This window comes from Thermodesulfobacteriota bacterium, assembly GCA_040754335.1.
GTDB lineage: Bacteria > Desulfobacterota_D > UBA1144 > Nemesobacterales > UBA2774 > 2-12-FULL-53-21.
In genome coordinates this window covers 402,264-427,298 of the sequence record JBFMCV010000003.1, presented here as the reverse complement: position 1 = coordinate 427,298, position 25,035 = coordinate 402,264, and the positions used below count along the sequence as shown (strand labels likewise).

At 52.9% G+C, this 25,035-nt stretch carries 22 protein-coding genes; 10 read left to right on the top strand and 12 right to left on the bottom strand.

The window, feature by feature from the left end; translation table 11 throughout:
* Positions 1 to 10: 10 nt before the first annotated feature.
* Positions 11 to 607 carry an OmpA family protein gene (locus AB1598_08295; protein ID MEW6144999.1) on the top strand — a complete coding sequence of 199 codons (597 nt, stop codon included), beginning with the start codon at positions 11 to 13 and terminating at the stop codon, positions 605 to 607.
* Between the two features lie 80 nt (positions 608 to 687).
* On the opposite strand, the gene AB1598_08290 is transcribed toward AB1598_08295, so the two are convergent.
* Positions 688 to 1,143, bottom strand: a complete 456-nt coding sequence (locus AB1598_08290; protein ID MEW6144998.1) for a hypothetical protein — start codon at positions 1,141 to 1,143, stop codon at positions 688 to 690.
* A 207-nt stretch (positions 1,144 to 1,350) separates the two neighbouring features.
* Between AB1598_08290 and ilvD the strand changes: the two genes are divergently transcribed.
* The 3 genes from ilvD to AB1598_08275 all read left to right on the top strand — a co-directional run bounded on the left by ilvD (position 1,351) and on the right by AB1598_08275 (position 5,573).
* Positions 1,351 to 3,060 carry a dihydroxy-acid dehydratase gene (gene ilvD, locus AB1598_08285; protein ID MEW6144997.1) on the top strand — a complete coding sequence of 570 codons (1,710 nt, stop codon included), beginning with the start codon at positions 1,351 to 1,353 and terminating at the stop codon, positions 3,058 to 3,060.
* Positions 3,061 to 3,362: 302 nt separating this feature from the next.
* Positions 3,363 to 4,547, top strand: coding sequence for a hypothetical protein (locus AB1598_08280; GenBank protein ID MEW6144996.1), 1,185 nt, complete (start codon positions 3,363 to 3,365; stop codon positions 4,545 to 4,547).
* 300 nt (positions 4,548 to 4,847) lie between these two features.
* A complete protein-coding gene (locus AB1598_08275) occupies positions 4,848 to 5,573 on the top strand; it encodes a UDP-2,3-diacylglucosamine diphosphatase (protein ID MEW6144995.1) in 726 nt (241 codons plus the stop codon).
* On the opposite strand, the gene AB1598_08270 is transcribed toward AB1598_08275, so the two are convergent.
* The 6 genes from AB1598_08270 to AB1598_08245 all read right to left on the bottom strand — a co-directional run bounded on the left by AB1598_08270 (position 5,566) and on the right by AB1598_08245 (position 10,434).
* Entirely contained in the window at positions 5,566 to 5,925 is a 360-nt protein-coding gene (locus AB1598_08270) for a DUF488 domain-containing protein (GenBank protein ID MEW6144994.1), read from the bottom strand. The genes AB1598_08275 and AB1598_08270 overlap by 8 nt on opposite strands.
* A gap of 108 nt (positions 5,926 to 6,033) precedes the next feature.
* Positions 6,034 to 6,348 carry a non-heme iron oxygenase ferredoxin subunit gene (locus tag AB1598_08265; GenBank protein ID MEW6144993.1) on the bottom strand — a complete coding sequence of 105 codons (315 nt, stop codon included), beginning with the start codon at positions 6,346 to 6,348 and terminating at the stop codon, positions 6,034 to 6,036.
* A gap of 34 nt (positions 6,349 to 6,382) precedes the next feature.
* Positions 6,383 to 7,723, bottom strand: a complete 1,341-nt coding sequence (gene sufD / locus AB1598_08260) for a Fe-S cluster assembly protein SufD (GenBank protein ID MEW6144992.1) — start codon at positions 7,721 to 7,723, stop codon at positions 6,383 to 6,385.
* Positions 7,724 to 7,737: 14 nt separating this feature from the next.
* Positions 7,738 to 8,502 carry a Fe-S cluster assembly ATPase SufC gene (sufC, locus tag AB1598_08255; GenBank protein MEW6144991.1) on the bottom strand — a complete coding sequence of 255 codons (765 nt, stop codon included), beginning with the start codon at positions 8,500 to 8,502 and terminating at the stop codon, positions 7,738 to 7,740.
* Positions 8,503 to 8,554: 52 nt separating this feature from the next.
* Positions 8,555 to 9,991 (bottom strand): Fe-S cluster assembly protein SufB, encoded by a 1,437-nt coding sequence (gene sufB, locus AB1598_08250; protein ID MEW6144990.1) that lies wholly within the window; start codon positions 9,989 to 9,991, stop codon positions 8,555 to 8,557.
* Positions 9,992 to 10,005: 14 nt separating this feature from the next.
* The gene (locus AB1598_08245; GenBank protein ID MEW6144989.1) at positions 10,006 to 10,434 is read right to left on the bottom strand and encodes an Rrf2 family transcriptional regulator; all 429 of its coding nucleotides are present in this window, start codon (positions 10,432 to 10,434) and stop codon (positions 10,006 to 10,008) included.
* 332 nt (positions 10,435 to 10,766) lie between these two features.
* Here AB1598_08245 and AB1598_08240 point away from each other — a divergent pair, with 332 nt between their 5' ends.
* Both AB1598_08240 and AB1598_08235 read left to right on the top strand, forming a co-directional pair.
* Positions 10,767 to 11,378, top strand: coding sequence for a superoxide dismutase (locus AB1598_08240; GenBank protein MEW6144988.1), 612 nt, complete (start codon positions 10,767 to 10,769; stop codon positions 11,376 to 11,378).
* Between the two features lie 252 nt (positions 11,379 to 11,630).
* Positions 11,631 to 12,812 (top strand): sigma-70 family RNA polymerase sigma factor, encoded by a 1,182-nt coding sequence (locus tag AB1598_08235; GenBank protein ID MEW6144987.1) that lies wholly within the window; start codon positions 11,631 to 11,633, stop codon positions 12,810 to 12,812.
* Between the two features lie 59 nt (positions 12,813 to 12,871).
* Here the strand turns inward: AB1598_08235 and AB1598_08230 are convergent, their stop codons facing one another.
* The 4 genes from AB1598_08230 to AB1598_08215 form a co-directional block, all read right to left on the bottom strand.
* Positions 12,872 to 13,198 carry a hypothetical protein gene (locus AB1598_08230; protein ID MEW6144986.1) on the bottom strand — a complete coding sequence of 109 codons (327 nt, stop codon included), beginning with the start codon at positions 13,196 to 13,198 and terminating at the stop codon, positions 12,872 to 12,874.
* A gap of 124 nt (positions 13,199 to 13,322) precedes the next feature.
* Positions 13,323 to 15,818 carry an adenosylcobalamin-dependent ribonucleoside-diphosphate reductase gene (locus AB1598_08225; protein MEW6144985.1) on the bottom strand — a complete coding sequence of 832 codons (2,496 nt, stop codon included), beginning with the start codon at positions 15,816 to 15,818 and terminating at the stop codon, positions 13,323 to 13,325.
* 395 nt (positions 15,819 to 16,213) lie between these two features.
* Positions 16,214 to 16,579, bottom strand: coding sequence for a nuclear transport factor 2 family protein (locus tag AB1598_08220; GenBank protein MEW6144984.1), 366 nt, complete (start codon positions 16,577 to 16,579; stop codon positions 16,214 to 16,216).
* A 105-nt stretch (positions 16,580 to 16,684) separates the two neighbouring features.
* On the bottom strand, positions 16,685 to 17,086 hold the full coding sequence (locus AB1598_08215) for a DUF3568 family protein (GenBank protein MEW6144983.1): 402 nt from the start codon (positions 17,084 to 17,086) through the stop codon (positions 16,685 to 16,687).
* Between the two features lie 673 nt (positions 17,087 to 17,759).
* On the opposite strand from AB1598_08215, the gene AB1598_08210 reads away from it, so the two are divergent.
* Genes AB1598_08210 through AB1598_08200 form a run of 3 tightly spaced genes read left to right on the top strand, consistent with a single transcriptional unit; the run spans position 17,760 to position 22,736 of the window.
* Positions 17,760 to 19,517 carry a hypothetical protein gene (locus AB1598_08210; GenBank protein MEW6144982.1) on the top strand — a complete coding sequence of 586 codons (1,758 nt, stop codon included), beginning with the start codon at positions 17,760 to 17,762 and terminating at the stop codon, positions 19,515 to 19,517.
* A gap of 6 nt (positions 19,518 to 19,523) precedes the next feature.
* Positions 19,524 to 21,311, top strand: coding sequence for a DUF4231 domain-containing protein (locus AB1598_08205; protein MEW6144981.1), 1,788 nt, complete (start codon positions 19,524 to 19,526; stop codon positions 21,309 to 21,311).
* A gap of 51 nt (positions 21,312 to 21,362) precedes the next feature.
* Positions 21,363 to 22,736, top strand: a complete 1,374-nt coding sequence (locus tag AB1598_08200; GenBank protein ID MEW6144980.1) for a DUF4189 domain-containing protein — start codon at positions 21,363 to 21,365, stop codon at positions 22,734 to 22,736.
* Between the two features lie 19 nt (positions 22,737 to 22,755).
* Here the strand turns inward: AB1598_08200 and AB1598_08195 are convergent, their stop codons facing one another.
* Positions 22,756 to 23,469, bottom strand: a complete 714-nt coding sequence (locus AB1598_08195) for a hypothetical protein (protein ID MEW6144979.1) — start codon at positions 23,467 to 23,469, stop codon at positions 22,756 to 22,758.
* A gap of 299 nt (positions 23,470 to 23,768) precedes the next feature.
* On the opposite strand from AB1598_08195, the gene AB1598_08190 reads away from it, so the two are divergent.
* Positions 23,769 to 24,995 carry a dicarboxylate/amino acid:cation symporter gene (locus AB1598_08190; protein ID MEW6144978.1) on the top strand — a complete coding sequence of 409 codons (1,227 nt, stop codon included), beginning with the start codon at positions 23,769 to 23,771 and terminating at the stop codon, positions 24,993 to 24,995.
* The last annotated feature ends 40 nt before the right edge of the window (positions 24,996 to 25,035 follow it).

The window sequence follows — 25,035 nt, the reverse complement described above, 5'->3', positions numbered from 1 at the left end:
CAGGAGGCTTATGTTGAGGTCCCCGCTGTCGTTACTAATATCGTTAATATTCCTGGTGTCCGCAATTCCAGGCGTACTTATTTTATCCCGTGATTCCGCCGCACAATCGGAGTTAAAAAGTGAGCCGGTCGGTCTTGTTTTTGAAACGGTTGACCTCGAGTTTAAAACGGAGGACATCGGCGGCGAGGTCATTGATACGAAGGGCGGGGTGCAGGAACTCGAGATGACTGAAACAGACACCGAAATCAAAATAGAGCTTTCGGGAGACATACTGTTTGATTTCGATAAGTGGGATATACGCAAGGAAGCCGAGCCTACTCTAAAAAACGTGGCCGAGGTTATTAACAAGTACGGCGACTCGAAGGTCGTCGTCGAGGGTTTTACGGATTCGAAAGGCTCCGACTCGTATAACCTGAAACTCTCGGAGAAGCGTGCGGATTCGGTCAAAACCTGGCTTGTTGAGTCTGGTGGAGTCGATGGAGCCAGAATTATCGCCAAAGGTCTCGGAGAAGCCGAGCCTGTCGCCCCGAATACAAACCCCGACGGAAGCGATAACCCCGAAGGCAGACAGAAGAACAGAAGGGTCGAGATCACGGTGGGTAAATAGCGCAGTTTGAACGACCGCTCACGATATACGGTCGGCGGTTTCTAATAATCCGTGACGCGGGTATTCGTCCCTCCGCTCAATCAGCCGAAAAACCTTACACCCGTCAGGCCGACGACCGCTCCCACCAGGACTCCGTATACGACATGCCCGAACAAATGCGCCACTGCCACCTCGAGGCCCGCCCGCCTGAACTGCTCTAAAGGGTGGTGTTCGGCTACGGCGACCACGAGAGTAAATCCGAACGCGATCCCGTGTGCGAACCCTATCATACCTCCGAGCGCGATCGTGCCGGCGAGAGAAGTCGGCGCTAACAGACTTATCAATGCGACATAAATGAATGCGATGATTATACCGACGATGAAGTGTACGGCGAGGCCGGGTCCGAAAGAGTTTTCATAGGACTGTGTGAACAAACTCCCGATCGCCCTTATCATCGCGGCGTTTGCGATTCCGGAGCGCGTTATACCCCACAGAATCAAGCTCATGCCCGCAGTACCGATGACTCCCGCAAGAACGGTCACTATAAGTGCATTCATGGCATGCCTCCCCGGCACTGGATTGGATTCAGATTCCGAATTTGCCGGAGAACCTTCGTCCATTCATTAATACGCCCTCTATTAACATGATAGCCCGCGCAGGGGCACAGATTCAATTAGTTTTTGCGCGGGAGTCAAAATTGACATAAAAAAAGATTGCGTTGATAATAACTTAATCTTCGTGACAGTTTAGACAGGAGGCTCGTGTTGAAAAAGATACCGGGTCCGGCGGGCAAGCCGGATAAGCTGCGGAAGTTTTCCTCTATAGTGGTCGAAGGAGCCGACAGGGCACCCAACCGCTCCATGCTGAGGGCGGTGGGTTTCAAGGACAGGGATTTTTTAAAACCCGTGATCGGCATAGCGTCCACCTGGAGCATGGTGACACCCTGCAATATGCATATAGACAAGCTCGCGCTCGACGCCGCGCACGGGGCCGACAAAGCGGGCGGGAAGGCAATCATATTCAACACCATTACCGTCTCGGACGGTATATCGATGGGCACGCCCGGGATGAGATATTCGCTCGTTTCGAGAGAGGTGATAGCGGATTCCATAGAGACGGTCGCCGGGGCGGAAGGGTTCGACGGCGTAGTCGCGATCGGGGGATGCGATAAAAACATGCCCGGGTGCGTAATCGCAATGGCGCGTCTCAACAGGCCTTCCGTGTTCGTCTACGGCGGGACTATCATGCCTGGGTTTTATAACGGCAAGCCCGTCGATATCGTATCGGTCTTCGAGGCCGTGGGCGCTCACGCGAATAACGATATTTCAGACAGCCAGCTGAAGAGCATCGAGACCCATGCGATCCCGGGTCCCGGCTCCTGCGGCGGCATGTACACGGCTAATACCATGGCTTCCGCGATCGAGGCTCTCGGTATGAGCCTGCCTAACAGCTCAGCCCAGGCTGCGATATCCGAGGAGAAGAAAAACGACTGCATCAATGCCGGAGCGGCTGTGCTTAACATGATAAAGAATAATATACGCCCGCGCGACATCATGACGCGCAAGGCGTTCGAGAACGCGATTACTGTGGTCATTACACTCGGCGGCTCTACGAACGCGGTGCTGCATCTCCTTGCGATGGCCAACGCGGCCGGCGTCAGGCTCACTATCGACGACTTTACGCGCGTAGGAAAGAGGGTTCCTGTGCTCGCCGACCTCAAGCCGAGCGGCAGGTTCATGATGGCCGACTTCTGCAGGATCGGAGGCCTTACCCCGCTCATGAAAACCCTTCTCGACGAAGGGCTCATTCACGGGGACTGCCTTACGGTAACAGGTAACACGGTGAAGGAGAACCTGAAAGGGGCGGGGACTTATCCGAAGGGTCAGGAGATAGTAAGGCCCGTCGGCAATCCCCTCAAGAAGGACAGCCATATCGTCATACTGAGGGGGAACCTGGCCCCCGAGGGAGCGGTCGCGAAGATTTCCGGACAGGAAGGTCTTTCGTTCACCGGGAAGGCGATCGTTTTTGACTCCGAAGAAGAGGCGCTGAAAGCGATACTGGCGGGGAAAGTTAAAAAAGGGCACGTCATAGTGATTCGCTACGAAGGCCCCCGCGGCGGGCCCGGCATGAGGGAGATGCTCTCGCCGACATCCGCGGTCATGGGAAAGGGGTTGGGGAAGGACGTGGCCCTGATCACGGACGGGAGGTTCTCGGGAGGGACCCACGGATTCGTCGTGGGACACATCACGCCTGAAGCAGTTGACGGCGGGGCTATCGCCGTAATCAGGAACGGCGATACCATAACCATCGACGCCCTGAAGCGTGAGATAAATCTCGAAATCCCGAAAAGCGAGATAAAGAGGCGCCTCACGGCATGGAAGAAGCCCAAACCGAAGGCGGAGAGGGGCGCGCTTGCAAAATATGCGAAGCTCGTTTCCTCGGCGTCCGAAGGTGCTGTGACGGATAAAAACTGACAGTATTCTCTTTTCAGCTTTAATTTTTATTAAGCAGAAATGCCATATTGACACTGAATCCCTTTAGGTGTGATAATTGGAGCAAGAGGGATATTCGCGGCTTAGGGCAAGGTTCATGTTCCACATTCCATTTACTCATCTTCCGATCCGGCATAACGGACTAAAAGCAGACTATCTGCTAAACCGCCCTGTATTCGCTCAATTATCAGACGGTATTATGCTCATATGATGAAGTTGTCCGAGTTATTCCTCCCCGTTTTACGCGGGAAACAAAGCTAAAAAAAATTAAGGAGGGGATTACCGTGAGAAAATTATCATTGATATGCTTTGTTGTCCTGTTTGCATTTTCTTTCTTCGCCTGTGAGGAAAACGGAGGAAATGGGGGAGGGGGTGTTAGCGAAGTGATCGGACCCGAAGGGGGAACTATAACGAGCAAGGACGGGAGGCTTATGCTTACATTCCCGCCCGGGGCACTCCCGGAAGATACGGAGATTACGATAACGGACATTAATGGGGGTGAAGCTCGTGCCAAATCCGATGGTTTGGAACCGCAGTTTACATATAATCTTGAGCCCGACGGCATCGAGTTTAATGTCCCTGTGACCGCCAGTTTTCTTCTGGACGAGAAACCGGTGCAGGGTGACGGCTCGATTGCAACAGAGGGAGCCTTGCTCTTCACTTCTTCAAACGGGGAGTTCGAGGTACTGGCGAATCTTACTCAGGACGTCAATGCGGATGAAAACACGACTACAGTTTCGGGTGAGCTGAGCCATTTTTCAGACCTCTCGGAAGCAGCTGACGGATTAATTTTAACTGTTAGCGGCGTTCCTGATATACATCCCGCTAATTCCCCATTTACTGCCAATCTTCTTGCTCAGGGACAACAAGACAACATACAAATAACTGAACAACTTATTTATCGAGATTTTTCCGTGGCCCCTGTTTTGTATCTCGGCGAACAGCCTTTGAGGATTGGTACTGACCCAACCGGGTCGTCCGCTGAATCGCCTTTGCCTTATAAATGCGGTCCACCTGGGACGGGGAAATATGCCTCTAGAACCACGATTACTTTCCGTACCTTTTTTTTTGGTGGACAATCGAATGCTCACGAGTATCGTTTTTTTGTGAGTAAAGGTGTTATGTGCGAAGGACCGCCTAGCCCTACGCCTCCGCCAGTTGAACCATGCGCTCAAGTGGGTACTTACAATAGTCAGAGCGCCGGATGCGGTATTGGGACTTTTACTGTATCTGATATCACCAGCGGCGAATTGACAGTTACGGGATTCGGTGCGAACCCTGGCGATGTCAAGTTCATGCAGCTTCCCCTGGAACCTACAGTCTTTTCATCTAACAGCGACAACCTGATAATTTTTGGTCAGAACGGTCATGAGTGCACACTGACATGCGGTCCTGGGGAAGATCAGCTGACGCTCGATTGTGAAGATCCCCCGAATATGTGTACGGAGGTATTCACGCTTCAGGAGTGATTTTGAGTTTTGGAGGGCGGAGGGTTTGAGCCCTGCGCCCTCTTTTTCCGTTTTTCAGGGAACCAGACTTCCGAACTTCTCGTACAACCTTAAATTTCACTTCTAATAATTCCGAAAAATAGGAGTTTTTCCTAATTTTTTACCCTTTTTAACAATTCCTTAAGCCAACCCTAATACTCCCTTAAACTGCGTACTTTATAACATTAGCATGATGAAAAATGATGGTTTTGAGGATGAAGCGGCAACAAGGGTGAAGGTATGCGGTCGGAGATACGAAAAAAGGAGGTTGGCGGGAAGAATATGACTACACTCATTGTTTCGGATGTACACCTCGGCTCCTTCTATAACAGGGCCAGGGAGTTGTCCGTGTTTATCAGGTCGGCGAGTTACAGCAGACTGATAATCCTGGGGGATCTGTTCGATAAGCCCAGTATCGAAAGGCTACGGGACGAAGAATGGGAGTTCCTCGATCTCGTAAAGAGCATGTCTCACCGGAAGGAGATAATCTGGGTGGAAGGGAACCACGACGAAGGTCTTTACGATACGATCCCCTCTCTTCTGAATATTCGAGCCGAGAAAGAATTCGAGTGGACGTCGAACGGGAAAAAACTTCTGGCGATCCACGGACACCAGTTCGATTTCTACAGCAGGAACAAGACGTTTCTCGCCTCGTGCGCGGGGGAGCTATACAGATTGCTGCAGAGGATAGACCTCGTGCTCGGAAAAGACATTTTCCACCGGCTCTGCTTCGAGAACAGGGCGTGGAAGCGGTCGTCGAACATCGTGACCGACGGGGCTCTCGAGTACGGCAGACTTCAGGAAGCCGATGTCGTTTTCTGCGGACATACGCACAGGGCTTTCAATATGAGGCGGGACGGGGTCGAGTATTTCAATACTGGCTGCTGGAACGACAGGTATTGTCATTACGTAGTCGTTGATAACCACGGAGTGAGTCTGAGAAAGCTCGCGGAATACGAACAGGTTATCAAGACAGGCGTCAGACTCGCAGCACAGCAGGCTACTTAAATTTGCCGAGCTTTTCTATATAATCTTTCAGCGCGGAAGCGCTATTGTACCGTTCTTCTTTCGAGGAGTAGACGAAAGTGACATCTTTTCCTTCCGTAATATCCAAGAGCTTCTTTACCGCGTCCCGGTTGTTATGCAGCTCCTTATGATATCGCCTCCTGAACTCTTCCCACTTCGCTGTGTCGTGTGAGAACCACTTGCGGAGCTCTGTTGATGGAGCTATATCCTTGAGCCACTCATCAACATGAGCGTCTTTCTTGGACAACCCTCTAGGCCAGAGCCTTTCTACCAGTATGCGGATTCCGTCGTCCGGTTCGGGCTTATCGTAGGCGCGTTTTAGCTTGATTGCCATATTAAGAGAATACTCTATTACGAATTTATATCGATGGGCCGATTTTGTATCGGATTGCTAAAGTTACGGCTGTATCGGGATTACGTAATCAGGTGCGAATAACTGAACTTAATCCTCGATCAGGACGTAAATATCGTCCCCTTCGACTTTTACGTCGTAGGTCTCGACCGCGTCGGTCGCGGGGAGGCAGAGGGCATCACCCGTTTCGACGTCGAACTCGGCGCCGTGGTAGATGCAGGTGAGCTTCCTGCCTTCGAGCATGCCGTCCGAAAGGGGATACGCCTGGTGCGTGCATTCGTCCCTGAAGGCATAGAACCTGCCGTCCACGTTGCAGACGGCGATCATCTCGCTCCCCGCGGGGAAAGACCTGACTTCGCCAGGCGGGACGTCTCCGGTCTTAGCTATCTTCTGATACTCGGCCATAGCGCGTTTCCCGGGTTTTTCGGGGGATATTATCTCAATCGGTTTCGCTTTTTCTGCGGGCGAACCATTCGGCTACGAGCGCTTCGCAGTAATTCCTTATCTCTTCAAGCTGCATGCTTTCGAGAGTGCCGCTCGTGAAGGCGCTCAGGAGCAGATCCCTCGCCGAAGTCTCATCGATGCCTCGCGAGCGGAGGTAAAATACGGCGTTCTCGTCCATCTGTCCTATGGTCGCGCCGTGAGTGCACTTTACGTCGTCGGCGTAAATCTCGAGCTGAGGCTTCGTGTCGATCTGCGCGCTGTCCGAGAGAAGGAGGTTGCGGTTGGTCTGCTTCGCGTCCGTTTTCTGCGCGTCCTTGTGTACTATGATGCGCCCGTGGAATACTCCCCTCGACTTCCCGTCCAGCACGCCGTTATAGAACTGCCTGCTGTCGCAGTGGGGGCTTGCGTGCTCGACCTTCATGTAATTATCCATGTGCTGCCTGCCCGTCGACATGTAGAGCCCGTTGATGAGCGAGTCGCACCCTTCGCCGGCGAGCACGGGGTGGACGTTGTTCCTTACGAGAGCGCCTCCGAGGAGCACCGAGTGGGAGCGGATGTTCGAGCTTCTCCCCTGCTGCGCGCGGAGCGTAGAGACGTTGAAAGCCTTACTGCTCTCGCATTCTATCATGTAGTGGCCGACCGAGCTGTTCTCTCCGACCACGAGCTCAGTCACCACGTTCGAGAAGTATACGCCCTCGTCGAGAGAGACATAATGCTCGATAATGTTGGCCTCGCAGTTGTCTTCGACAATTACGAGGTTTCGCGGGTTGGTTATCGTGGCGTTATCGCTCTTGACCGTGATGTAGAGGAGATGCACGGGCTCTTTCAGGCGCGTGCCGCGGGGTATATATATGAAGCCCCCGTCCTGCATGAAGGCCGTATTTAACGCGGTGAACGCTTCGTCCTTAAAATCGGCGTATTTCGAAAGATATTTTTTTACGAGCTCTTCTTCGCCGCTTAAAGCGGAAGCGAGGCTCATTACTTCGACGCCCCTGGGCAGGACCGATACATCGGAGAGCTCCTGAGTATAAGAGCCGTCCACAAAAACGAGCTTTATCGTTTTTAATTTCGGAAACGTATATTTGTCCAGCGCTGCTGGGGCAACCTGCTTGTGGCCGTTCTTCTCGATGCTGAATGCTGTTCGTGCTATCGGTGCTACGTTGGTAAACCGCCAATCCTCGTTTTCGGGAGTCGGGAACCCAAGCTCAATGAATTTTTTGATCCCTTCCTCGCGGAGCGATTCAACCCACGGTATCCCTTTACCCGCGGCGTCCTTTCTGAATTCCTCGAACCCCTTCATGTAACCGTCGTTTTCTTTGCTGAAGATAATGCCCATCCGGTAAATACTCCTTAATTGTTGACCGCTTTCCTCGCTTCCTCTTCCACCCAGCCGTAGCCCCTGTCCTCGAGCTCTAGAGCGAGCTCCTTGCCGCCCGATTTGACTATCCGCCCGTTTACCAGCACGTGAACGAAATCGGGCACTATGTATTCGAGAAGCCTCTGATAATGCGTGATCACGATGAACGCCCTCTCGGGGTTCCTCAGGGCGTTTACGCCGTCGGCCACTATTTTAAGGGCGTCGATGTCGAGCCCTGAATCGGTCTCGTCCAGTATCGCGAGCTTGGGCTCGAGCACCTGCATCTGGAATATTTCGTTCTTCTTTTTCTCCCCGCCCGAGAACCCCTCGTTGACGGAGCGTTTGAGAAGATTGTCGGCCATTCCCATGATTCCCATTTTTTCCTTGGCGAGCCTCGCGAATTCCACGTGCTTGAGAGGCTCGAGACCCCTGTATTTGCGGATAGAATTGAGCGCCTCTCTCAGAAGATACGTATTCGCAACGCCCGGTATCTCGACCGGGTACTGGAACGCCATGAATATCCCTTCGCACGCCCTTTCTTCCGGAGCGAGCCCGAGGAGGTCTTTCCCCTCGAATATGATTTCCCCTTCCGTGACCTCGTAGGATTCGCGGCCTGCGAGCACCTGCGCCAGTGTGCTTTTCCCCGAGCCGTTCGGGCCCATTATGGAATGCACTTCCCCGGCATTCACTTTGAGGTCGAGTCCCTTGATTATTTCCTGATCTGCGACGCTCACGTGCAGATTCCTTATTTCCAGCATGTCCTGTCTCCTTAGCTTTTTCTTTACAGGTAATTATTCCGGGCGGCAGTTATTATCCAACACTACCCTCGAGGCTTATGCTCAGAAGCTTCTCGGCCTCGATCGCGAACTCGAACGGGAGCTCCTTGAAGACCTCCTTGCAGAAGCCGTTCACGATGAGCGATACCGCGTCCTCGGCGGACAGACCGCGCTGCTGACAGTAAAAGATCTGGTCTTCGCCGATCTTCGACGTCGAGGCCTCGTGCTCCATCCTAGCCGTCGAGTTCTTGACCTCTATGTACGGGAACGTGTGCGCACCGCACTTGTCTCCGATTAACATCGAATCGCACTGCGTGTAGTTTCGCGCTCCCGACGCGTCCTTTCCTATCTGCACGAGTCCCCTGTATGTATTCTGTCCGTGACCCGCCGATATCCCTTTCGATACGATCGTGCTCGTCGTATTTTTTCCTATGTGTATCATTTTCGTGCCTGTATCCGCCTGCTGGCGCCTGTTTGTCAGCGCAACTGAGTAGAATTCCCCGACGGAGCCGTCGCCTTCCAGGATGCAGCTCGGGTATTTCCATGTGATAGCCGAACCCGTCTCCACCTGTGTCCACGATATATGGGAGTTCCGGCCTACGCACCTTCCCCTCTTGGTGACGAAGTTGTAGATTCCGCCTTCGCCTTCTGCGTTGCCGGGGTACCAGTTCTGGATAGTCGAGTACTTTATCGTCGCGTCCTTGTGGGCAATGAGCTCGACCACCGCTGCGTGGAGCTGGTTCTCGTCCCTCTTGGGAGCCGTGCACCCCTCGAGGTAGCTCACGTAGCTTCCTTCCTCCGCGATTATTAGCGTCCTTTCGAACTGCCCCGTGCTTTCGGCGTTAATTCTGAAATAGGTCGAAAGTTCCATCGGGCACCGGACGCCCTTGGGGACGTATACGAACGAGCCGTCCGTGAATACCGCCGAGTTGAGAGCGGCGTAGAAGTTGTCGTTGTGGGGCACAACGAACCCGAGGTACTTTTTTACGAGCTCCGGGTGCTCCTGTACCGCTTCCGAAATAGAGCAGAATATAACGCCCGCCTCAGCGAGCTTCTCCTTGAAGGTAGTGATTACGGACACGCTGTCGAAAACAGCGTCTACGGCGACCCCGGCGAGCATCTTCTGCTCGTCAAGGGGAATGCCGAGCTTTTCGTACGTCGCCCTTATTTCCGGGTCTATCTCATCAAGGCTCTTTGGCCTCGCCTTGGCCTTGGGGGCAGCGTAATAGCTTATGTTCTGATAGTCTATAGGCGGGAATGATATATGGGCCCAGCGGGGCTCCTTCATCGTGAGCCAATGCTTATACGCCTTCAATCTCCATTCGAGGAGCCATTCCGGCTCTTCTTTCTTGCCTGAAATCAGCCTTATCGTGTCTTCGCTGAGTCCTTTGGGGGCGATCTCCTGCTCGATGTCCGTGAAGAATCCGTATTTATATTCCTGCTCGGCCAATTTCTCCAAATCGATACTCATTATATATAGCCTCCTTAATTCACCCTGGTAAAGCCGTGCAGGCCCCTGTCCGAAAGCATCTGCTCCAGCGTCGTCTCTTCCAGAATTTTTACCATGGATAGCTGTACCCTGTCCCAAACCGGGAGCTGAGGGCAGGATTCGTGTAAATGACATATAGCGCTTTTATCCATACAGTCCACTACCCTTATCTCTCCCTCTATCGCTTCATAAATGTCCCGCAGGCTTATATCCCTCGGGGCTTTGCGGAGTGTATAGCCGCCATCAGGTCCCACCATAGACCTGACGATACCTTTCTTGACAAGCCTTCTCATGATCTTTGCAAGATAATTAATGGGTATGTGCTGGTGCTCGGAAATCTCCTTCATGCTGTGTTTGACTATGGGCTCGTGCCCCATATAAGTGAGAGATCTTACGGCGTAGTCGAGCGTTTTGGTTACCTGCATTATTGTACCCTATTATGGATATTATGAATCCAGGATATACAAATTACTATATGGTAAAAATTACCAGCTGTAGAGGATTCTGTCAATTTTGAGTACCCGGAGCCACATTTAATATACCGTAAATTCAGCCGAAGATAAAAATCGGGGCGGACGCAGCGCTGAAAAAGCTTTGACAGGGCCGGTATTACTGGTTAAAATAAATCGATTGGACGGGTCCTGAAACCCGGCTCATTCTGATTCAAGGTTCTTTGCTGTAGAGCTATTTTTCAATGTGAAATACCTGAAACATCGGTTCTCCATTTGAAAAAAATTTTAATTTAGGGGGAGAAACCATGCCGTATCAATTACCGAAACTTCCTTATAGTTACGATGCCCTGGAGCCTCATATCGATGCCCGCACCATGGAAATCCATCATACAAAACACCATCAGACGTACATTAACAATGTGAATGCGGCCCTGGAAAAGTACCCGGCGCTCGCGGAGAAGAGCGTGGAGGACCTGATCAGGGATCTGAACGCGGTGCCTGAAGACATAAGGACCGTTGTCAGGAATAACGGCGGGGGGCATGCGAACCATAGCCTTTTCTGGACAATAATGGGTCCTAAGGCCGGGGGGGAGCCCTCGGGAGAGCTTGCCGACGCCATAAAATCCGCTTTCGGCGGATTCGACGGCTTTAAGGACCAGTTTTCGAAGGCGGCTGCCGGCAGGTTCGGGAGCGGCTGGGCCTGGCTTTCTGTCGACAAAAGCGGGAAATTGGTACTTTCTTCGACCCCCAATCAGGACAGCCCGCTCTCGGAAGGTTTGACCCCGATCCTCGGCCTCGACGTCTGGGAGCATGCGTATTATCTCCATTATCAGAACAGGAGACCCGACTACATAGCGGCCTGGTGGAACGTCGTTAACTGGAAGCAGGTGGCTTCTAATTACGCTTCGGCAAAGTAGGTTGCAATAGTTTTTAGAATTTGATAGAATTGGCGGTAACCGGAAGGCAGGACGTTTTGGTTATTCGAAGAAATTGCTTGGTATACGGTAGAGGATTGTTTAAAAGCAAAGCTACTTATGTGCCGGATTTAGTATCAGGAGGAATGGTAATTTCCCGCCCCTTTCTTTCCCAAAGCTTGTTATTGAGTTTTAATCCCCGGGAACACCTTCGGTTTTGTTTCAGCAATTGAATATTCTTAAAAGGATGAAGATATGGAAACAAAATACAACGAGTTCGATGAAACTGTATCCGTAAGCGAGTATGTTGAGTTCGAGAGGGATGACGACGAGGTTTCATCCATAAATTTCAAGGACAGCTATTCCAGGGACGAGGGGAATGAAAATGAATACGGTTCTGGAAAAATAAGCTCGAAGTCGAAATCCGACGATACGCCTGACGAGCAGCTCCGTCTCCTCTACGTCTATTTCAAGGACATGTCGGTCGAGCCACTTTTCACCGCACAGGAAGAGGTCGAGATCTCGGCGAAAATAAAGAAATGCGAATCGAGGTCGAGGGAGCTCGTGAGCCTAGTCGGTAAATTGGCTGACGGAAAGTTAAAGATGAACGGCTCTGCGCGCCACAGGAACGGACATAAAAGACTCAAGAACGGCTATATCGAGAAACGCATAAAGAGCCTTCACGCGTTTATCAGGGTCTATTCGGAAAACGCAAAAAGGTTTAAACAGAGGTTCGTAAAGGCGAATCTCAGGCTCGTCATCACGATATCGAGGAAGTATATGGGCAGGGGACTCCCGCTTTCCGACCTCATACAGGAAGGGAATATGGGGCTCATGAGAGCGGTCGAAAGGTTCGACCACAGAAAAGGCTTCAAGTTCTCGACATACGCTTCGTGGTGGATACACCAGGCGATACTGAGGGCGCTTCAGGGACAGACGAGGACTATTAAAGTCCCCGTATACCTCCTCGAGCAGGCCAACAGGGTCTACAAGGTAAATGCGCTCCTGTCGAAAAAGCTCGGCAGAAAACCCACCCCCAAGGAGATAGCCCGCAAATCCGGCATATCGGTCGAGGTTGTCAAGCGCATACTGAGGTCCACAAAGGACGCAATCAGCCTCGACACGCCTATACTCGACGGGGAGAAGACGACGCTCCTCGATTCCATCGCGGATAACGATACCGTTATTCCCGATTCCCTCGTAGCCAAATCCGATCTCACCGACAAGCTGAGAGAAGCCCTCATGCTATTGAATCCGAGGGAGGAGGAGATATTGAGGCTCAGGTTCGGGATCGACCAGCACAGCACATACACCCTCGACGAGATCGGCAGGAAGTTCAACCTCACGAGGGAGAGAATAAGGCAGATCGAGAAGGCGGCACTGTGGAAGCTCGCCAATTCTGATATCAAGGATCATCTGGAAAGTTTTCTCAGATAGACTCCGGTAACCCTTTAACCTCACGATTCCGGCTATGAGCGTGGAACGACAAGCTCAGGCTAATCGGCGAGGAGTCCCCCGATTATAGCGCCGATAAGGAGCGGGCCTACGTTCGAGACTACGAGAACGAACGCGCCCATGCCCGCCACGAAGCCGATCAGAGGGGCGCCCGTGAGGAGTGACCCGAAAAAGAAGAGCAGAACGCCCATCAGGATCGCCGGGAGAAGAGCAGCGAGTATTGCATTTCCCACGCCGCCCGACTTCTTCCCTCCCACGATTCCGGCTATGAGGGGGCCTATGGTGGGTATCCAGAAAAGAAGAATGGATATGACGAGCATCCAGAAGAGCCCGGCTACAATACTTCCTTTCTTTTGTTCAGCCGTCATATCGTTACCCGCGGGCGGGATTGAAAAGTCATTATATAAAATATCCTATTAAAGCAAGGAACCCAACCTTTAGGGGGATCGGGCCTCTTGCTTAACATCATCCTCTTCTAGGGTTTTTAATCTGTCAGTCGCACTTGGAAAAGCCGCAGCTTCGGCAGGTCATGCATCCCTGCTCGAACGCGAGCGCCCTGTCTCCGCAGTCGGGACAGCGCTCGAGGTTCAGATCCACAGCCCGCTTTGCCGATTCCGCCGGGTTCTCGGCCGACTGGACGAAGTGTTTCTTTAATACGGTCGCTATCGCGTCCGGTATGGACATAACGAGCTTACCTTCGGAGAAGACAGGGGACGAGCCCCCGATCCCTTCGAGCTGCTCCACTACGTCCTTTACGCTCACACCCGATCTCAACGCGAGTGAAACCAGCCTCCCCGTGGCCTCGGCGTCGGCCATCGTCGAATACCCCGATTTGCCGATCTGGACGAAGACCTCGAACGGCCTCCCGTCGTAGGTATTGATTGTAACGTAGAGATTTCCGTACCCCGTTTTTATGACCTCCGTGAACCCCTGCAGGAACTGCGGCCTTTTTATAGGCTTTATTTCCGGCAGTAAGGATGGACGAAGGGATGAGATGGGGTTGGGGTGATGGGTTTTTTTCATCCCCTCGTCCTGGGTCTGGGTCGGAAGCTTTGTTTCGTCTTTAGTCTGCTGCTGGGCCTTCGCCTGGTCCTCAGTGACCAGTATGCCCTCTCTCGAGCCCTCCCTGTAAACGGTAATGCCCTTACAGCCGAGCTTCCACGCGAGGAAGTATATCTTCTCCACCTCGTCGAGCGTGATGTCGGTCGGGAGGTTGACGGTGCTGGAAATGCAGGAATCGATGTGCTTCTGTATCGCGGCCTGCATGCGCACCCTCATTTCGGGCTCGATCTCGTGCGATGTTATGAAAGTCTTAGGCAGTTCTTTTTCGCTTTCGAGGCCGTACTTTTTCATGTACTCATCGACGAGCGGGTGGTATACCTTGAACTCGCCTTTAGAAAGGGATTTGGAGCGCCTGAAGTACGAGAGCGCGAACATCGGCTCTACGCCGCTCGTGGTTCCAGCTAGCACAGAACCGCTGCCCACCGGCGGCACAGTAAGTATGCAGGCGTTCCGGAGCCCCTGGCTCTTGATTTTGTCGAGCACACGCTCGTCGATCGTTCTCAGGAATGTTCCCGACAGGTGGGTGTCCCTGGCATAAGCAGGGAAACTGCCCTTCTCGGTCGCGAGGTCGGAGCTGGCCTCGTATACGGTGTTCTTGATGTGCTCGAACATCTTGTCCGCGAACTCGACCGCCTCGGGCGTGTCGTACTTGATGTTGAGCTTCGAGAGCATGTCGCCGAAGCCCGTAAAGCCCACGCCGATGCGCCTCGAGTGCGTGGACGCCTTTGTCTGATACGTGAGCGGGTGCTTGTTCATGTTGTAATCGAGCACGTTGTCGAGGAACCTGACCGAGTATTTGAAGGCCCTTTCGAGGTTCTCCCAGTCGATAGCGGCTTCTTCCGTGAATGCGTCTTTGACGAACGGGGAGAGGTTGACGTTACCGAGACAGCAGTTGCCGTAATCCTCGAGTGCCTGCTCGCTGCATGGGTTGACGCCGTTTACCTCCATTCCGGAGTATTCGGTCGGGGAATACCTCTTCACCGCATCCCAGAATATTACGCCCGGCTCGGCAGACGCCCATGCCGATTTTACAAGCTTTTCCCATATGTCCCTGGCGCGGACGGTTTTCGAGTACTTTACCTTTTCGTTCTCGAACCTGAGCTCGAAGTCTTTGTCTTCCTCGACGGCGCGCATGAACTCGTCCGAGATCTTGACCGATATATTCGCGAACTTGACCCGGGACCTTTCCGTGTCGTTTTTAACATCTATAAATTCCTGTATGTCCGGGTGGTTGACGTTGATCGTTATCATAAGGGCGCCGCGTCTTCCGGCCTGGCCGATGGTGCCGGTCGTCGTCGAGAGGAGGTCCATGAAAGATACCGCCCCCGTGGAATAGATAGCCGAATTGTTCACGGGCGCGCCCTTGGGCCTGAGTATGGATATGTCTGTCCCTACGCCGCCCCCGAACGAGTATGTCCTCGCCGCCTCTTTGCACCATTCGAAAATGCCCTCGATCGAATCCTCCTTGATCGGCATGAAGTAGCAGTTAAGCAGCGTGGACCGTCTGTTCTGACCGGCGCCGAAGAGGATCCTGCCTCCGGGGATGAACTTGAAATTCGAAAGGAGCCAGTAGAAGTTGTCTTCCCATTCTTTTCTCAGCTCTTTAGATTTCTCGGGAGAGGCTATTTCCCTCGCCACCCTCCTCCACATGTCCTCCGGGGTGAGCTCCACGATCCTGCCGGCCTTGTCCCTGAGCGCGTACTTTTCGTAGAAAACCCTTGCGCGCAGCTCGTCGCCGCCAAACGCTTTCAGGGTTTTTTCCGGGATGTCCATAACTCCTTCCGTCTTCTGGACAAATTCTTCTTCCTCCGCCGGGGTGTTTTCAGCCGCTTGTAATTCGATTTCAGGTTCCGGGCTTTTCTCTATCAGCTTCGTCCCATGGCCGTTTCCGTTCGTCTGCGTCGGGCTGAGTTTCTCAGAAGACATCTGGACATCCTCCTCTGGGTAAAATTACATAATATATTGTGCTATGAATCGATTGAACCACAATATGTTGTGGTTGTCAAGGGGGTATTTGTCGACTCGCATTTATCCGAAAATAAATTCATGTAAATACAGAATGTTATACTGGGAAAAATTTTTTCTACGCTAAAAATATTTATATGAACATCGGAGTTGTGTTTCATTGTTAAAGAGGTATTTCAACAGAAGTGATGGATTTTGTGAAGAAATTGCAGTTCATCAGGGGTATAAAGCGGATATCAGTAAAAAGCAGACTCGCACATGGTAACATTTTAGGATTTTTTTTGCAATAGGGAGAAAAAATATTGTTAAAGTTCTGTGAAAACCCCGATTTTTCCGGGTCGATTTTGTGCTCAAGCTCATTTTGCATGGTCATAATGGGCGATGACCTTCCTGATTTTATCATCTTTGTTCAATTCCATGACCTCCGCCCCCACGGGTCCGTTTTGTCTACTGTAATAAAGCACCAAGCTGTCGACGCCTGTGAAGACCTCGAGCATCTCGAACCTGAGCTCGGGAAACGCTTCTAGCCCCCTTTTAAAGTACTCTCTCAGAGCGTCCCTGCCCATGACTGTTCCGGAATCATCACCCAGGAGCTTTATCACAATAGGGGAGATAAGCACGACGTCTTCGGAGTAGTGGGACATGATTGAATCGAGGTCGTGCCTGTTCCAGGAATCAATCCAGTCCCTTGCAATCCGTAAGGCTTTTTCACGGGAAATCATTCAATCGGTCTTGAGTCCCGGATCAATCCATGGGTTTGATTTCATTCGGCAGCCGGTATGTACCGCATGTTTTCATTCCGTGCTGGTGCGGATTCGGGCCCTGATTTACTTGAGCCTCGCCTCAATCTTGCTGAGGATGTATCGCGAAAGACTTTCGTCGCCGAAAGTGCCTATCCTGATAGAGATGTCGGTCAGATTGTCAGTGACCCTGTTCAGTTTTATCTTTACCGTTTTATTGTCGGCTGTCTTTGCTTCGAGCTCCCCCGAAACATCGTCTTTTATCTTGTTGATCACGATGAACTGGAGATCGTCGACCGCGGCCACCGTCGCCGCCCATGTCTTGTTTAGAGATGCTTCTTCAGTGGCTTTTAACTCGCCTTTTATATATGCAACCGTGCCTGCGCCCGCTGCCGCCGCACCTCCGACGGCTGCTGCCGCGAGACACCCTGTCAGAATAAAGGGACTTGCCGCCAGTAGTAGAAGAATCAGTAGCTTCTGTTTTTTCATAACGGTGCTTCCTCCGGTATTGAGGGTCTTATACGGACACTCGATGCATAATTCATTCAATTATATCCGGTGACGGTCGATTTAGGCAACAGTATTATTCATTTTGCCGATATATGCGCCGGGTCTGTGTCCGTCATCACCCGTTCCTGCCCTGACAGGGGGATATGTCTCGGTGGCGAACCACGGAAGAGGCTTCTCCATGCCGGCATCCGGTATCAGCCTGCTTGAGAGCGTTATTGAATTATTATTCACGCATTATTAGAATTGTAATATCGCTCGCTTAAGCGGGGAATAAGTATCAAATGCGTAATTGCCGCACTATGGTTAATTCGGGTAAGCCGGTGCATCCGGGAACTTTAACTCCGTTCGATCGTATATTGGTAGGAGAGCCGGATGTGAATGCGGGAGCCGTCGCAGAGGACGGGGACTTGCCTGTTGAAGGCCCGACGGACCAGATTTCTTCAGCGGAGAGGGTGCGGACTGCGCGATCGAATCATATGAATTCAATTGGAAAGACGCCCCCGGTATACTGTCGATTTTCCGGAGCGAACAGCGGAATCAGCGAAAACACTCGAATATGCCGCTTATAAGCGATGATTATCTTATCCCGATTGTTGTTGGTATTAGCGGCCGGAAGGGCGATCCCCCCGATCGGGAGAGTATCTCGGCTCTGATGATCCCGGAGATGGTCAGGCTCAGGAATACGTTTCCCAACTCCCCGTTCATCGTTATATCTTCCCTTGCAGGTAGTGAAGACTGTCTGGTTACGAAGCTCGCGGTCGAGCACCTCTCCGCTGTGCTTATAGCTGTTCTCGCGTTCCCGCCCGCTCAATACCGGGACGCGCTCCCGGACGATAAGAGCAGGGGAGAGTTCTCCGAGCTTCTCGCCCTGGCATCTTCGTCGGTCGATATCCCGTCGCTGATGAGGTCGAGACTCGGAGAAGCGGGTTACGGCACGGAGGAGAATCAGGCTATGACCGATACTTTCGCCGCCGCATTTATCGCCGAGCACAGCGAAATTCTTATCGCAGTTTCCGGCTGTAGCGACATGCGCGAGCCCGATGCGACGGCCAGCATAATCAGATGGATGCGTGATGGCGGCATAACGCGTGAGTACTCGCTCAGGGGGACGAAATCCGGACTGGATACAATGGACAGCAGCATGATAATCTCTATAGACCCGGCTGGTCCCGGGGCAAAAGTGGAATACGCCCCGCCCGACGATGCTCCGCCACCGGGGACCGCTGGCCCTGAGAAACCCCGCAGCTTAACCGGCGCCGTTTATGGAGCGGTATCCAGCAAGTTGTTCGGTCTTGTCCAATCTGTAAGCGGACTCCTCGACAACCTCTACGATTCTGTCTTTACAAAGAACGTTGCCGGTATCACGGACGGATATGAAAGATCGCCATTCATTGGCATAATGGAAAGGATCGACGGTTTCAACCTCGATATAAAGAATTATTTTGACGACCGCGGTGAAATAGATCTTATGAAATCCAAACACTATCTTCTGCAGAGCGAATCGGATAACGAGCAGATATCCGGGGACCCTGCGCTCCGTAAAATAATCTGCCTATACTCTGGCGCGGATGTTCTGTCACAGTTATATCAAAAAAAGACAGCGGGCCTCATCAACTGGATCTACGTCCTCTTTTTTGCAGCCGTTGTTCTCTATGGTCTCATCGACTGGAGCTCTTACCTGGTCCTGTGTTATATAGGGCTCATCCCCGCGATCGCGCTCCTGGTAAAAAAGACCTCGAGGGACAGGGTCGAGGACCGTTTCCTCGACTACAGGGCGCTTGCCGAAGGGCTCAGAGTGCAGTTCTTCTGGACGCTCTGCGGCATAAACGAGAACGTGTCCTCGCATTACCTGAGCAAGTACGAGGGACTGCTCACATGGATCAGGAAGGCCGTGAGGAGCATCGAGATAATGACTCTGAGAGGCGGTGATGGAGAGCCTTCTCGGAGAAAAGAGACATCATTGGATATCACGGAGAAGCTGTGGATACAATCCCAGCTCGATTATTTCGGATCGAAGAAAAGGCCGCTCCTGGTAAGGTCGCGACAGTTCGGGAATATCATGTTTTTGTCCTTTGTATTGACTCTTTTGGTCGCTCTTGTCTACGGCATGTATGTTTTGTTCGCGGGGGTGGGGAACAGCGAGGCTATAAATAATTTCCAGATACTCCTGGGTGTGATCGCAGCGGTAGGAGTCGCGGCCCAGGCGTATAAGAATAAAAAGGCTTACGACGAGCTCGAAAGGAGGTACAGCCTCGCACAGCGGACTTACGCCTCTGCGAAGAGGGAGCTTGAGGTCGGCAAAGTGCCGCCGGAAAGGATACTCATCGCCGTGGGCAGGGAGGCGCTTTTGGAGAACAGTGACTGGCTCTGGACCCACAGGAACGTGCCCATAGAAGTGCCTAAAGGGTAGAATGAAATGAACGCAATAAATAAAACGGAATCTCCGCCGAAAGCCCGCCTCGCGGTCAGGGTAGGCGTTACGGGTCACCGTCCTAGCGGCCTCGACAGGGCGGATATCGACTTGCTCGGGATGAAGGTGAAAGAGGTCCTGAAGCACGTGAGCGATGTCGCCCGCGAGGTGAAATCGTCTTTCGAATCATTGTATACCGACGGGGGACCTCCCATACTAAGGCTTATATCGCCACTCGCCGAGGGGGCGGACATGCTCGTGGCCGAAGCTGCGCTCGCGGAAGGGTATGAGCTCCAGTGCCCGCTTCCCTTCGACCGGCATGAATACGAAAAGGATTTCACTGACGGGGAGTCGCTTGGAAAATACCGCACGGTGCTGGGGAACGCTTCTTCGGTGCTCGAGCTCGACGGCTCCCGGGCGACGCCCGATCTCGAGAACGAGGCATATCAGACGGTAGGCCGTATGGTGCTCGCGCAGAGCGACGTGCTTATCGCTATATGGGACGGGGAGGATGCGAAAGGGAAGGGGGGCACGGGTCAGATCGTCAGGGAATCGCTCGTAAACGAAATCCCTGTCGTCTGGATCAGCTCCGCGACACCGCATGAAGTAATGGTGCTCATGGGCGGGGAATACGAAGGGTTCAGGGAAGTGGGCCTGCGTGAGCTAGAGCTCAGACTGAAGAGAATCCTCAAGCCCGAGTACCCGAAGAAACCCGACCTCAGCCGCACGTATTTCAACGAGAAGCAGCCCGCATGGACGTGGGGATTCTTGTTCGAGGCTTTCTGCAATATTTTCAGCGGCGAAAGGATAGACACCGGGGGATTCAGGGTGAGGGACTTCGAGGAGGAGACTGCGGAAGAGTGGCGGAAGGTTTGGGATGCGTGTCCGGACTTCCCGCAATCCGTGAAGGGGCAGATAAACGACAAATTCCTTCTGCACTACACGTGGGCTGACAAGCTCGCCAACTATTATTCGAATATATACAGGAGCTCTTTTGTGGCCAATTACCTGATGGCCGGTTTCGCGGTCTTCTTCGCTCTCCTTATCCCGACCACGGAGGGATTCGGTACTCGCTGGATAGTCTGCGAGCTGGCACTGATCGTGCTGATAATCGGGATAACCGTGGTAGGGAATTTTAAACGATGGCACGAGAGGTGGATAGACTACAGGCTCTTGTCCGAGCAGCTGAGGCAGCTAAGGTTCCTTACACCGCTCGGCCTCACGACGCCTGCGTTCAGAGTGCCTGCGCACGATACGTACGGAGACCCGAGGAGCACGTGGGTGAACTGGCATTTCAGGGCGATAGTACGCGAGGCCGGGATGGTCGGCGCCAGGATAGACAGAGAATACCTCGTCGCCTACAGGGACTTCCTGTCGGATCAGGAAATAACCGGACAGATCAATTACCATAGACGAAATTCTCCCCGGTTTCACAGGATCCATGGCACACTGCATATAATTGGCATGGGACTGTTTGGGCTGACTTTCTTCGCGGCGACCGCCCATTTCTTCTGGCATTCCGACTGGCTCACTCTTTGCAGCGCCGTGTTCCCTGCTTTCGGCGCGGCGTTCTACGGCATCCGGACTCAGGGGGAATTCGAGCAGATAGCGAAGAGGTCCGAGGCCATGAGCGCACATCTCGAGAACCTCAGGAACGAGCTCGAAAAGGCGGATTTCGTACCTTCTTACCAATTCCTGGGACGCATCGCCGAGAATACGGCCGAGGTAATGTCTTCTGAAACACTAGACTGGAGAATCGTCTTTCAATCCAAGCGCTTGGTGTTGCCTGGGTAGTCAATCACAGCTATAATCCTCCAGTATTTCCTCTGGAGAGGGGGAAAACAGATGGCACATGATGTATTCATCAGTCACTCAGCGAAAGATAAACCTGTAGCTGATGCAGTATGCGCGACTCTGGAAAACGGAGGCATAAGGTGCTGGATAGCGCCGAGAGACATAGTACCGGGCACCCAGTGGGGCGAAGCAATTATAGACGCCATAAGCGCGTGCCGGGTAATGGTGCTTGTTTTCTCCTCGAATGCCAATGAATCCCAGCAGATAATCAGGGAAGTAGAGCGTGCTGTCAGCAAGGGAATACCCGTTATTCCGTTCAGGGTTGAAGACGTCGACCCCAACAAATCCCTCGAATATTTCATAAGCGCTCCGCACTGGCTCGACGCGCTGACCCCGCCGCTCGAAAAGCACCTGGGACAGCTGCTGTCAACAATAAAACTACTTCTCTCGAGACAGGGGGCGCGTCCGGAGACTCCTTCCGATGCCGGCGTTGCCGCCGATTCCAGCGTTTCTCCTCCCGCCACCGGAGGAGCGAAGAGGGAGCCGGACCCGCGCATGGAGACCATAAGGCCTCTTGAGAAGAAGGACGGTTCGGGCGGGAAATCTTTCACTGAAGATAAGAAGAAGCTCGGAGGTTTAATAGCTGCAGTTCTGGTTCTTGGGTTGGCCGGGTATCTGATCTTCGGCGGCGGTGACGACGACAACCATGGGTCGAACAATAATCAAAATCAGATAATACCGGGCCCGACCGACTACAATCCGCCGCCCGTTTATAACACGTCCACTCCGGGACCGTACGACAACCAGGGGAACTGGGGAGCTATCACGATTGCTCCCAGCGGGGGCTGGGGTTTCTCAACTAACATGCCCTCGAAGCAGTCGGCCGAGAAGGACGCCATAGAGAGGTGCAGTCAATTCAACACGGGCTGCGAGCTGAGGGTCGCGTTCAATAACTGTGCTGTATACGCCACGGCGCCTGACGGTTCCTACGGGTGGGCTACTAATTCTACGGTCAATCTCGCGAGAAACAACGCCGTCACCGAATGTCACAAATATACGAGCGACCTCTGTACTTCGTTCATCGAGCTGTGCGCCGACGGGAGCGTCAAGCGGGTTAATGTCTGGGGCGCCATAGCCACGGCGGACAACGGGCAATACGGGGTGGCCTGGAACTATCCCACGAGGGTCCAGGCGGAGAAGGCTTCCGTCGACGAGTGTGTGAAGTACGGGCCTAACTGTCAGATGAGGATTTCGTTCACCGATTGCGGAGCTCTGGCGAGGAGCGAGGACGGCGCTCTCGGATGGGGCTACTACGCCGACATGAACGAGGCGGTGAAGGCCGCGATGGAGGAGTGCGACGGCCGGAGTGAAAAACCGTGCAGCATCCTCACTCAGCTCTGCGCCGACGGGAGCCAGAGGAAATAGGGGCGTTCCGGGGAAATCTTCACTTCCCGAATTCTTTAAACGACAAGGCTTCCATAACGACCACGGGAGAATCGCGTCCGTTCTCGAACCCCTCGTATCTCACCCACCTGTGAGGGGACTCAACCGTAAACCAGAAATACGTCTTCGGGAAAAAGACTTTGAACAGATTGAGCGCGCCTAATTTCGGTACCAGCTCGACTTTATAGCACTCCGTTTCGCCTTCGGGCGTAATTATTTTCTCGATTCCCCTTTGCTTGAACTCGACGTTATAGAGTTCGGGCTCGTTCGTGAGGAACTGGGCCTTCACCGTTTCTCCGGTGCCGAAAGGCAGCGAGCGGAGCGCGAGGACGAGCCCCTCGACGATCAGTATGTTCCGATCGGTCACGTACGTCTCGTCCGCTGTCCCGTCGCCTTCATAATCCCGCCTCGCGAACGATACTGTTCCTCCGGCGTCGTCCACGGTAATTTTCTCGGTCATGACAAGTTTACCCTTCGTATCCTTTACCTCTGTCGCGGATTCGAGTGGGGTAAAACCCGATGCCGCCCTCCAGACCGAGATTGCTTTCCAGCGCATGTCCCTCGAGAAGGGGCTCGTGATCCCCTCCGCATTCAGCACCACTCTCACTCTTCTCTCGCCGTCCTCGATGAACTCTTCCGTGCTCCAGGTCGCTTTCCACCTCGTCCCTCCTTCCTTGTAAGAGGTGACAAAGGAGCCTTCCTCCTTTTTGCTCATAGACGGTACGCTCATAGGACGCGCCGGGAAGGGAGCTGTCAGTATGCATATCAGAAAGATGGTTATGAAGGTTATATAACTCGTTTTATTCATGTTAAGAATTATAACCGCATACATAACCGGGGTCAGTGCCGCAGTCACTGTTTTCGGATTCAGACGGGTGGTATTGACGGACTTCGAGGTATTATAATCAGGTCAAAAATGATATTATGTCCATTCATAATGCGGGCTGCAGCGGAATCTATACGGCACGCAATTTCGAAAATAATCATGGGTTCCGTTTGTGATCGGTGTGACCGTTGACGAAGTTTTTTAGACGAAATTATCTCATCGCCGGCATAATCGCGGGCGTGGTTCTCGGCGGGATCGTGGGTTCTGTCTATCCCGAGACGGGCGTGAGAGCAGGATTCCTCGGGAAGCTTTTTATAAACGCTTTAAAGATGATAGTGCTCCCGCTGATACTGGTCTCGGTAACGCTCAGCATCATGAAGGTCGAGAGATTGGGACGTCTGGGTCTCAAAACGTTCGTCTATTTTCTTTCGACTACAGCCATTGCCGTCATGCTGGGCATCGTCATCGTGAGTCTCGTACACCCCGGCGAAGGGGGGGCCGTTCTTACGGGCGTAATGCCGGAAATAATAAAGGGAAAAGAAAATATGAGTATCGTCGAGATACTCTTACTGGAGTTCGTCTCTCCAAACCTTTTCAGCTCGGCTGCGGAGTTCGACGTGCTCCCGCTTATCGTTGCCGCAATTCTGTTCGGCGCGGCTTTCGCCGCACTCGGAAAGGAAAGCAAGCCGGCCGTCGAATTGTTCACACTGCTCGACAAGGCCGTTATGAAGATAGTCCACTGGATGATGATATTCACCCCGCTCGGCATATTCGGACTGATTGCCGAGCGGATAGGCCTTGCCGGGGGCGGGAGCCAGGTGATCGCGCTTGCGGCCGAGCTTGGGAAATATTTCCTATGCGTCATATCTGGGCTCTTTATTCACGGGGTAATCATATTGCCCTTTATACTTTTCCTGTTTTCCGGGCGGAACCCCTTTGAGTATGCTTCGCGCCTGAGCAAGGCGCTCCTCACAGCGTTCTCGACGGCCTCTTCTTCGGCCACGCTGCCTCTCACTATGGAAGGCGTGATCGAGGAGGCGAAGGTTAGTCCGAAGGTCGCGAGGTTCGTGCTCCCGTTGGGAGCGACCGTAAATATGGACGGCACCGCGCTCTATGAAGCGGTCGCAGCGGTATTCATAGCACAGAGCTACGGCATTGAATTGAGCATAGCGCAGATGGTGATCGTATTTTTTACCGCGACGCTCGCGTCGATCGGGGCTGCGGGCATACCGGAGGCGGGGCTCGTGACGATGGTGCTCGTGCTCAAATCGGTTGGCCTCCCGGTCGAGGGTATAGGGCTGATACTGGCGATAGACTGGCTGCTAGACCGCTTCAGGACGACGGTAAACGTGTGGGGAGACTGCGTCGGGGCGGCTGTGATAGACAGGCTGGAAAAGGGGGCTGATAATGATTAAAACGGAAGATAACCCCGATATTGCCGGATGTGCATTCTAT

Excerpts from the sequence above, each read along its gene's own strand:
- AB1598_08235 (MEW6144987.1), top strand. The coding sequence starts at position 11,631 with ATGGAAACAAAATACAACGAGTTCGATGAAACTGTATCCGTAAGCGAG.
- sufB (MEW6144990.1), bottom strand. The coding sequence starts at position 9,991 with ATGAGTATCGATTTGGAGAAATTGGCCGAGCAGGAATATAAATACGGA.
- AB1598_08290 (MEW6144998.1), bottom strand. The coding sequence starts at position 1,143 with ATGAATGCACTTATAGTGACCGTTCTTGCGGGAGTCATCGGTACTGCG.
- AB1598_08215 (MEW6144983.1), bottom strand. The coding sequence starts at position 17,086 with ATGAAAAAACAGAAGCTACTGATTCTTCTACTACTGGCGGCAAGTCCC.
- AB1598_08230 (MEW6144986.1), bottom strand. The coding sequence starts at position 13,198 with ATGACGGCTGAACAAAAGAAAGGAAGTATTGTAGCCGGGCTCTTCTGG.
- sufD (MEW6144992.1), bottom strand. The coding sequence starts at position 7,723 with ATGGGCATTATCTTCAGCAAAGAAAACGACGGTTACATGAAGGGGTTC.
- AB1598_08240 (MEW6144988.1), top strand. The coding sequence starts at position 10,767 with ATGCCGTATCAATTACCGAAACTTCCTTATAGTTACGATGCCCTGGAG.
- AB1598_08195 (MEW6144979.1), bottom strand. The coding sequence starts at position 23,469 with ATGAGCAAAAAGGAGGAAGGCTCCTTTGTCACCTCTTACAAGGAAGGA.
- sufC (MEW6144991.1), bottom strand. The coding sequence starts at position 8,502 with ATGCTGGAAATAAGGAATCTGCACGTGAGCGTCGCAGATCAGGAAATA.
- AB1598_08295 (MEW6144999.1), top strand. The coding sequence starts at position 11 with ATGTTGAGGTCCCCGCTGTCGTTACTAATATCGTTAATATTCCTGGTG.
- AB1598_08245 (MEW6144989.1), bottom strand. The coding sequence starts at position 10,434 with ATGCAGGTAACCAAAACGCTCGACTACGCCGTAAGATCTCTCACTTAT.
- AB1598_08200 (MEW6144980.1), top strand. The coding sequence starts at position 21,363 with ATGGCACATGATGTATTCATCAGTCACTCAGCGAAAGATAAACCTGTA.
- AB1598_08265 (MEW6144993.1), bottom strand. The coding sequence starts at position 6,348 with ATGGCCGAGTATCAGAAGATAGCTAAGACCGGAGACGTCCCGCCTGGC.
- AB1598_08225 (MEW6144985.1), bottom strand. The coding sequence starts at position 15,818 with ATGTCTTCTGAGAAACTCAGCCCGACGCAGACGAACGGAAACGGCCAT.
- AB1598_08210 (MEW6144982.1), top strand. The coding sequence starts at position 17,760 with ATGATCCCGGAGATGGTCAGGCTCAGGAATACGTTTCCCAACTCCCCG.
- AB1598_08205 (MEW6144981.1), top strand. The coding sequence starts at position 19,524 with ATGAACGCAATAAATAAAACGGAATCTCCGCCGAAAGCCCGCCTCGCG.
- AB1598_08275 (MEW6144995.1), top strand. The coding sequence starts at position 4,848 with ATGACTACACTCATTGTTTCGGATGTACACCTCGGCTCCTTCTATAAC.
- AB1598_08270 (MEW6144994.1), bottom strand. The coding sequence starts at position 5,925 with ATGGCAATCAAGCTAAAACGCGCCTACGATAAGCCCGAACCGGACGAC.
- AB1598_08220 (MEW6144984.1), bottom strand. The coding sequence starts at position 16,579 with ATGATTTCCCGTGAAAAAGCCTTACGGATTGCAAGGGACTGGATTGAT.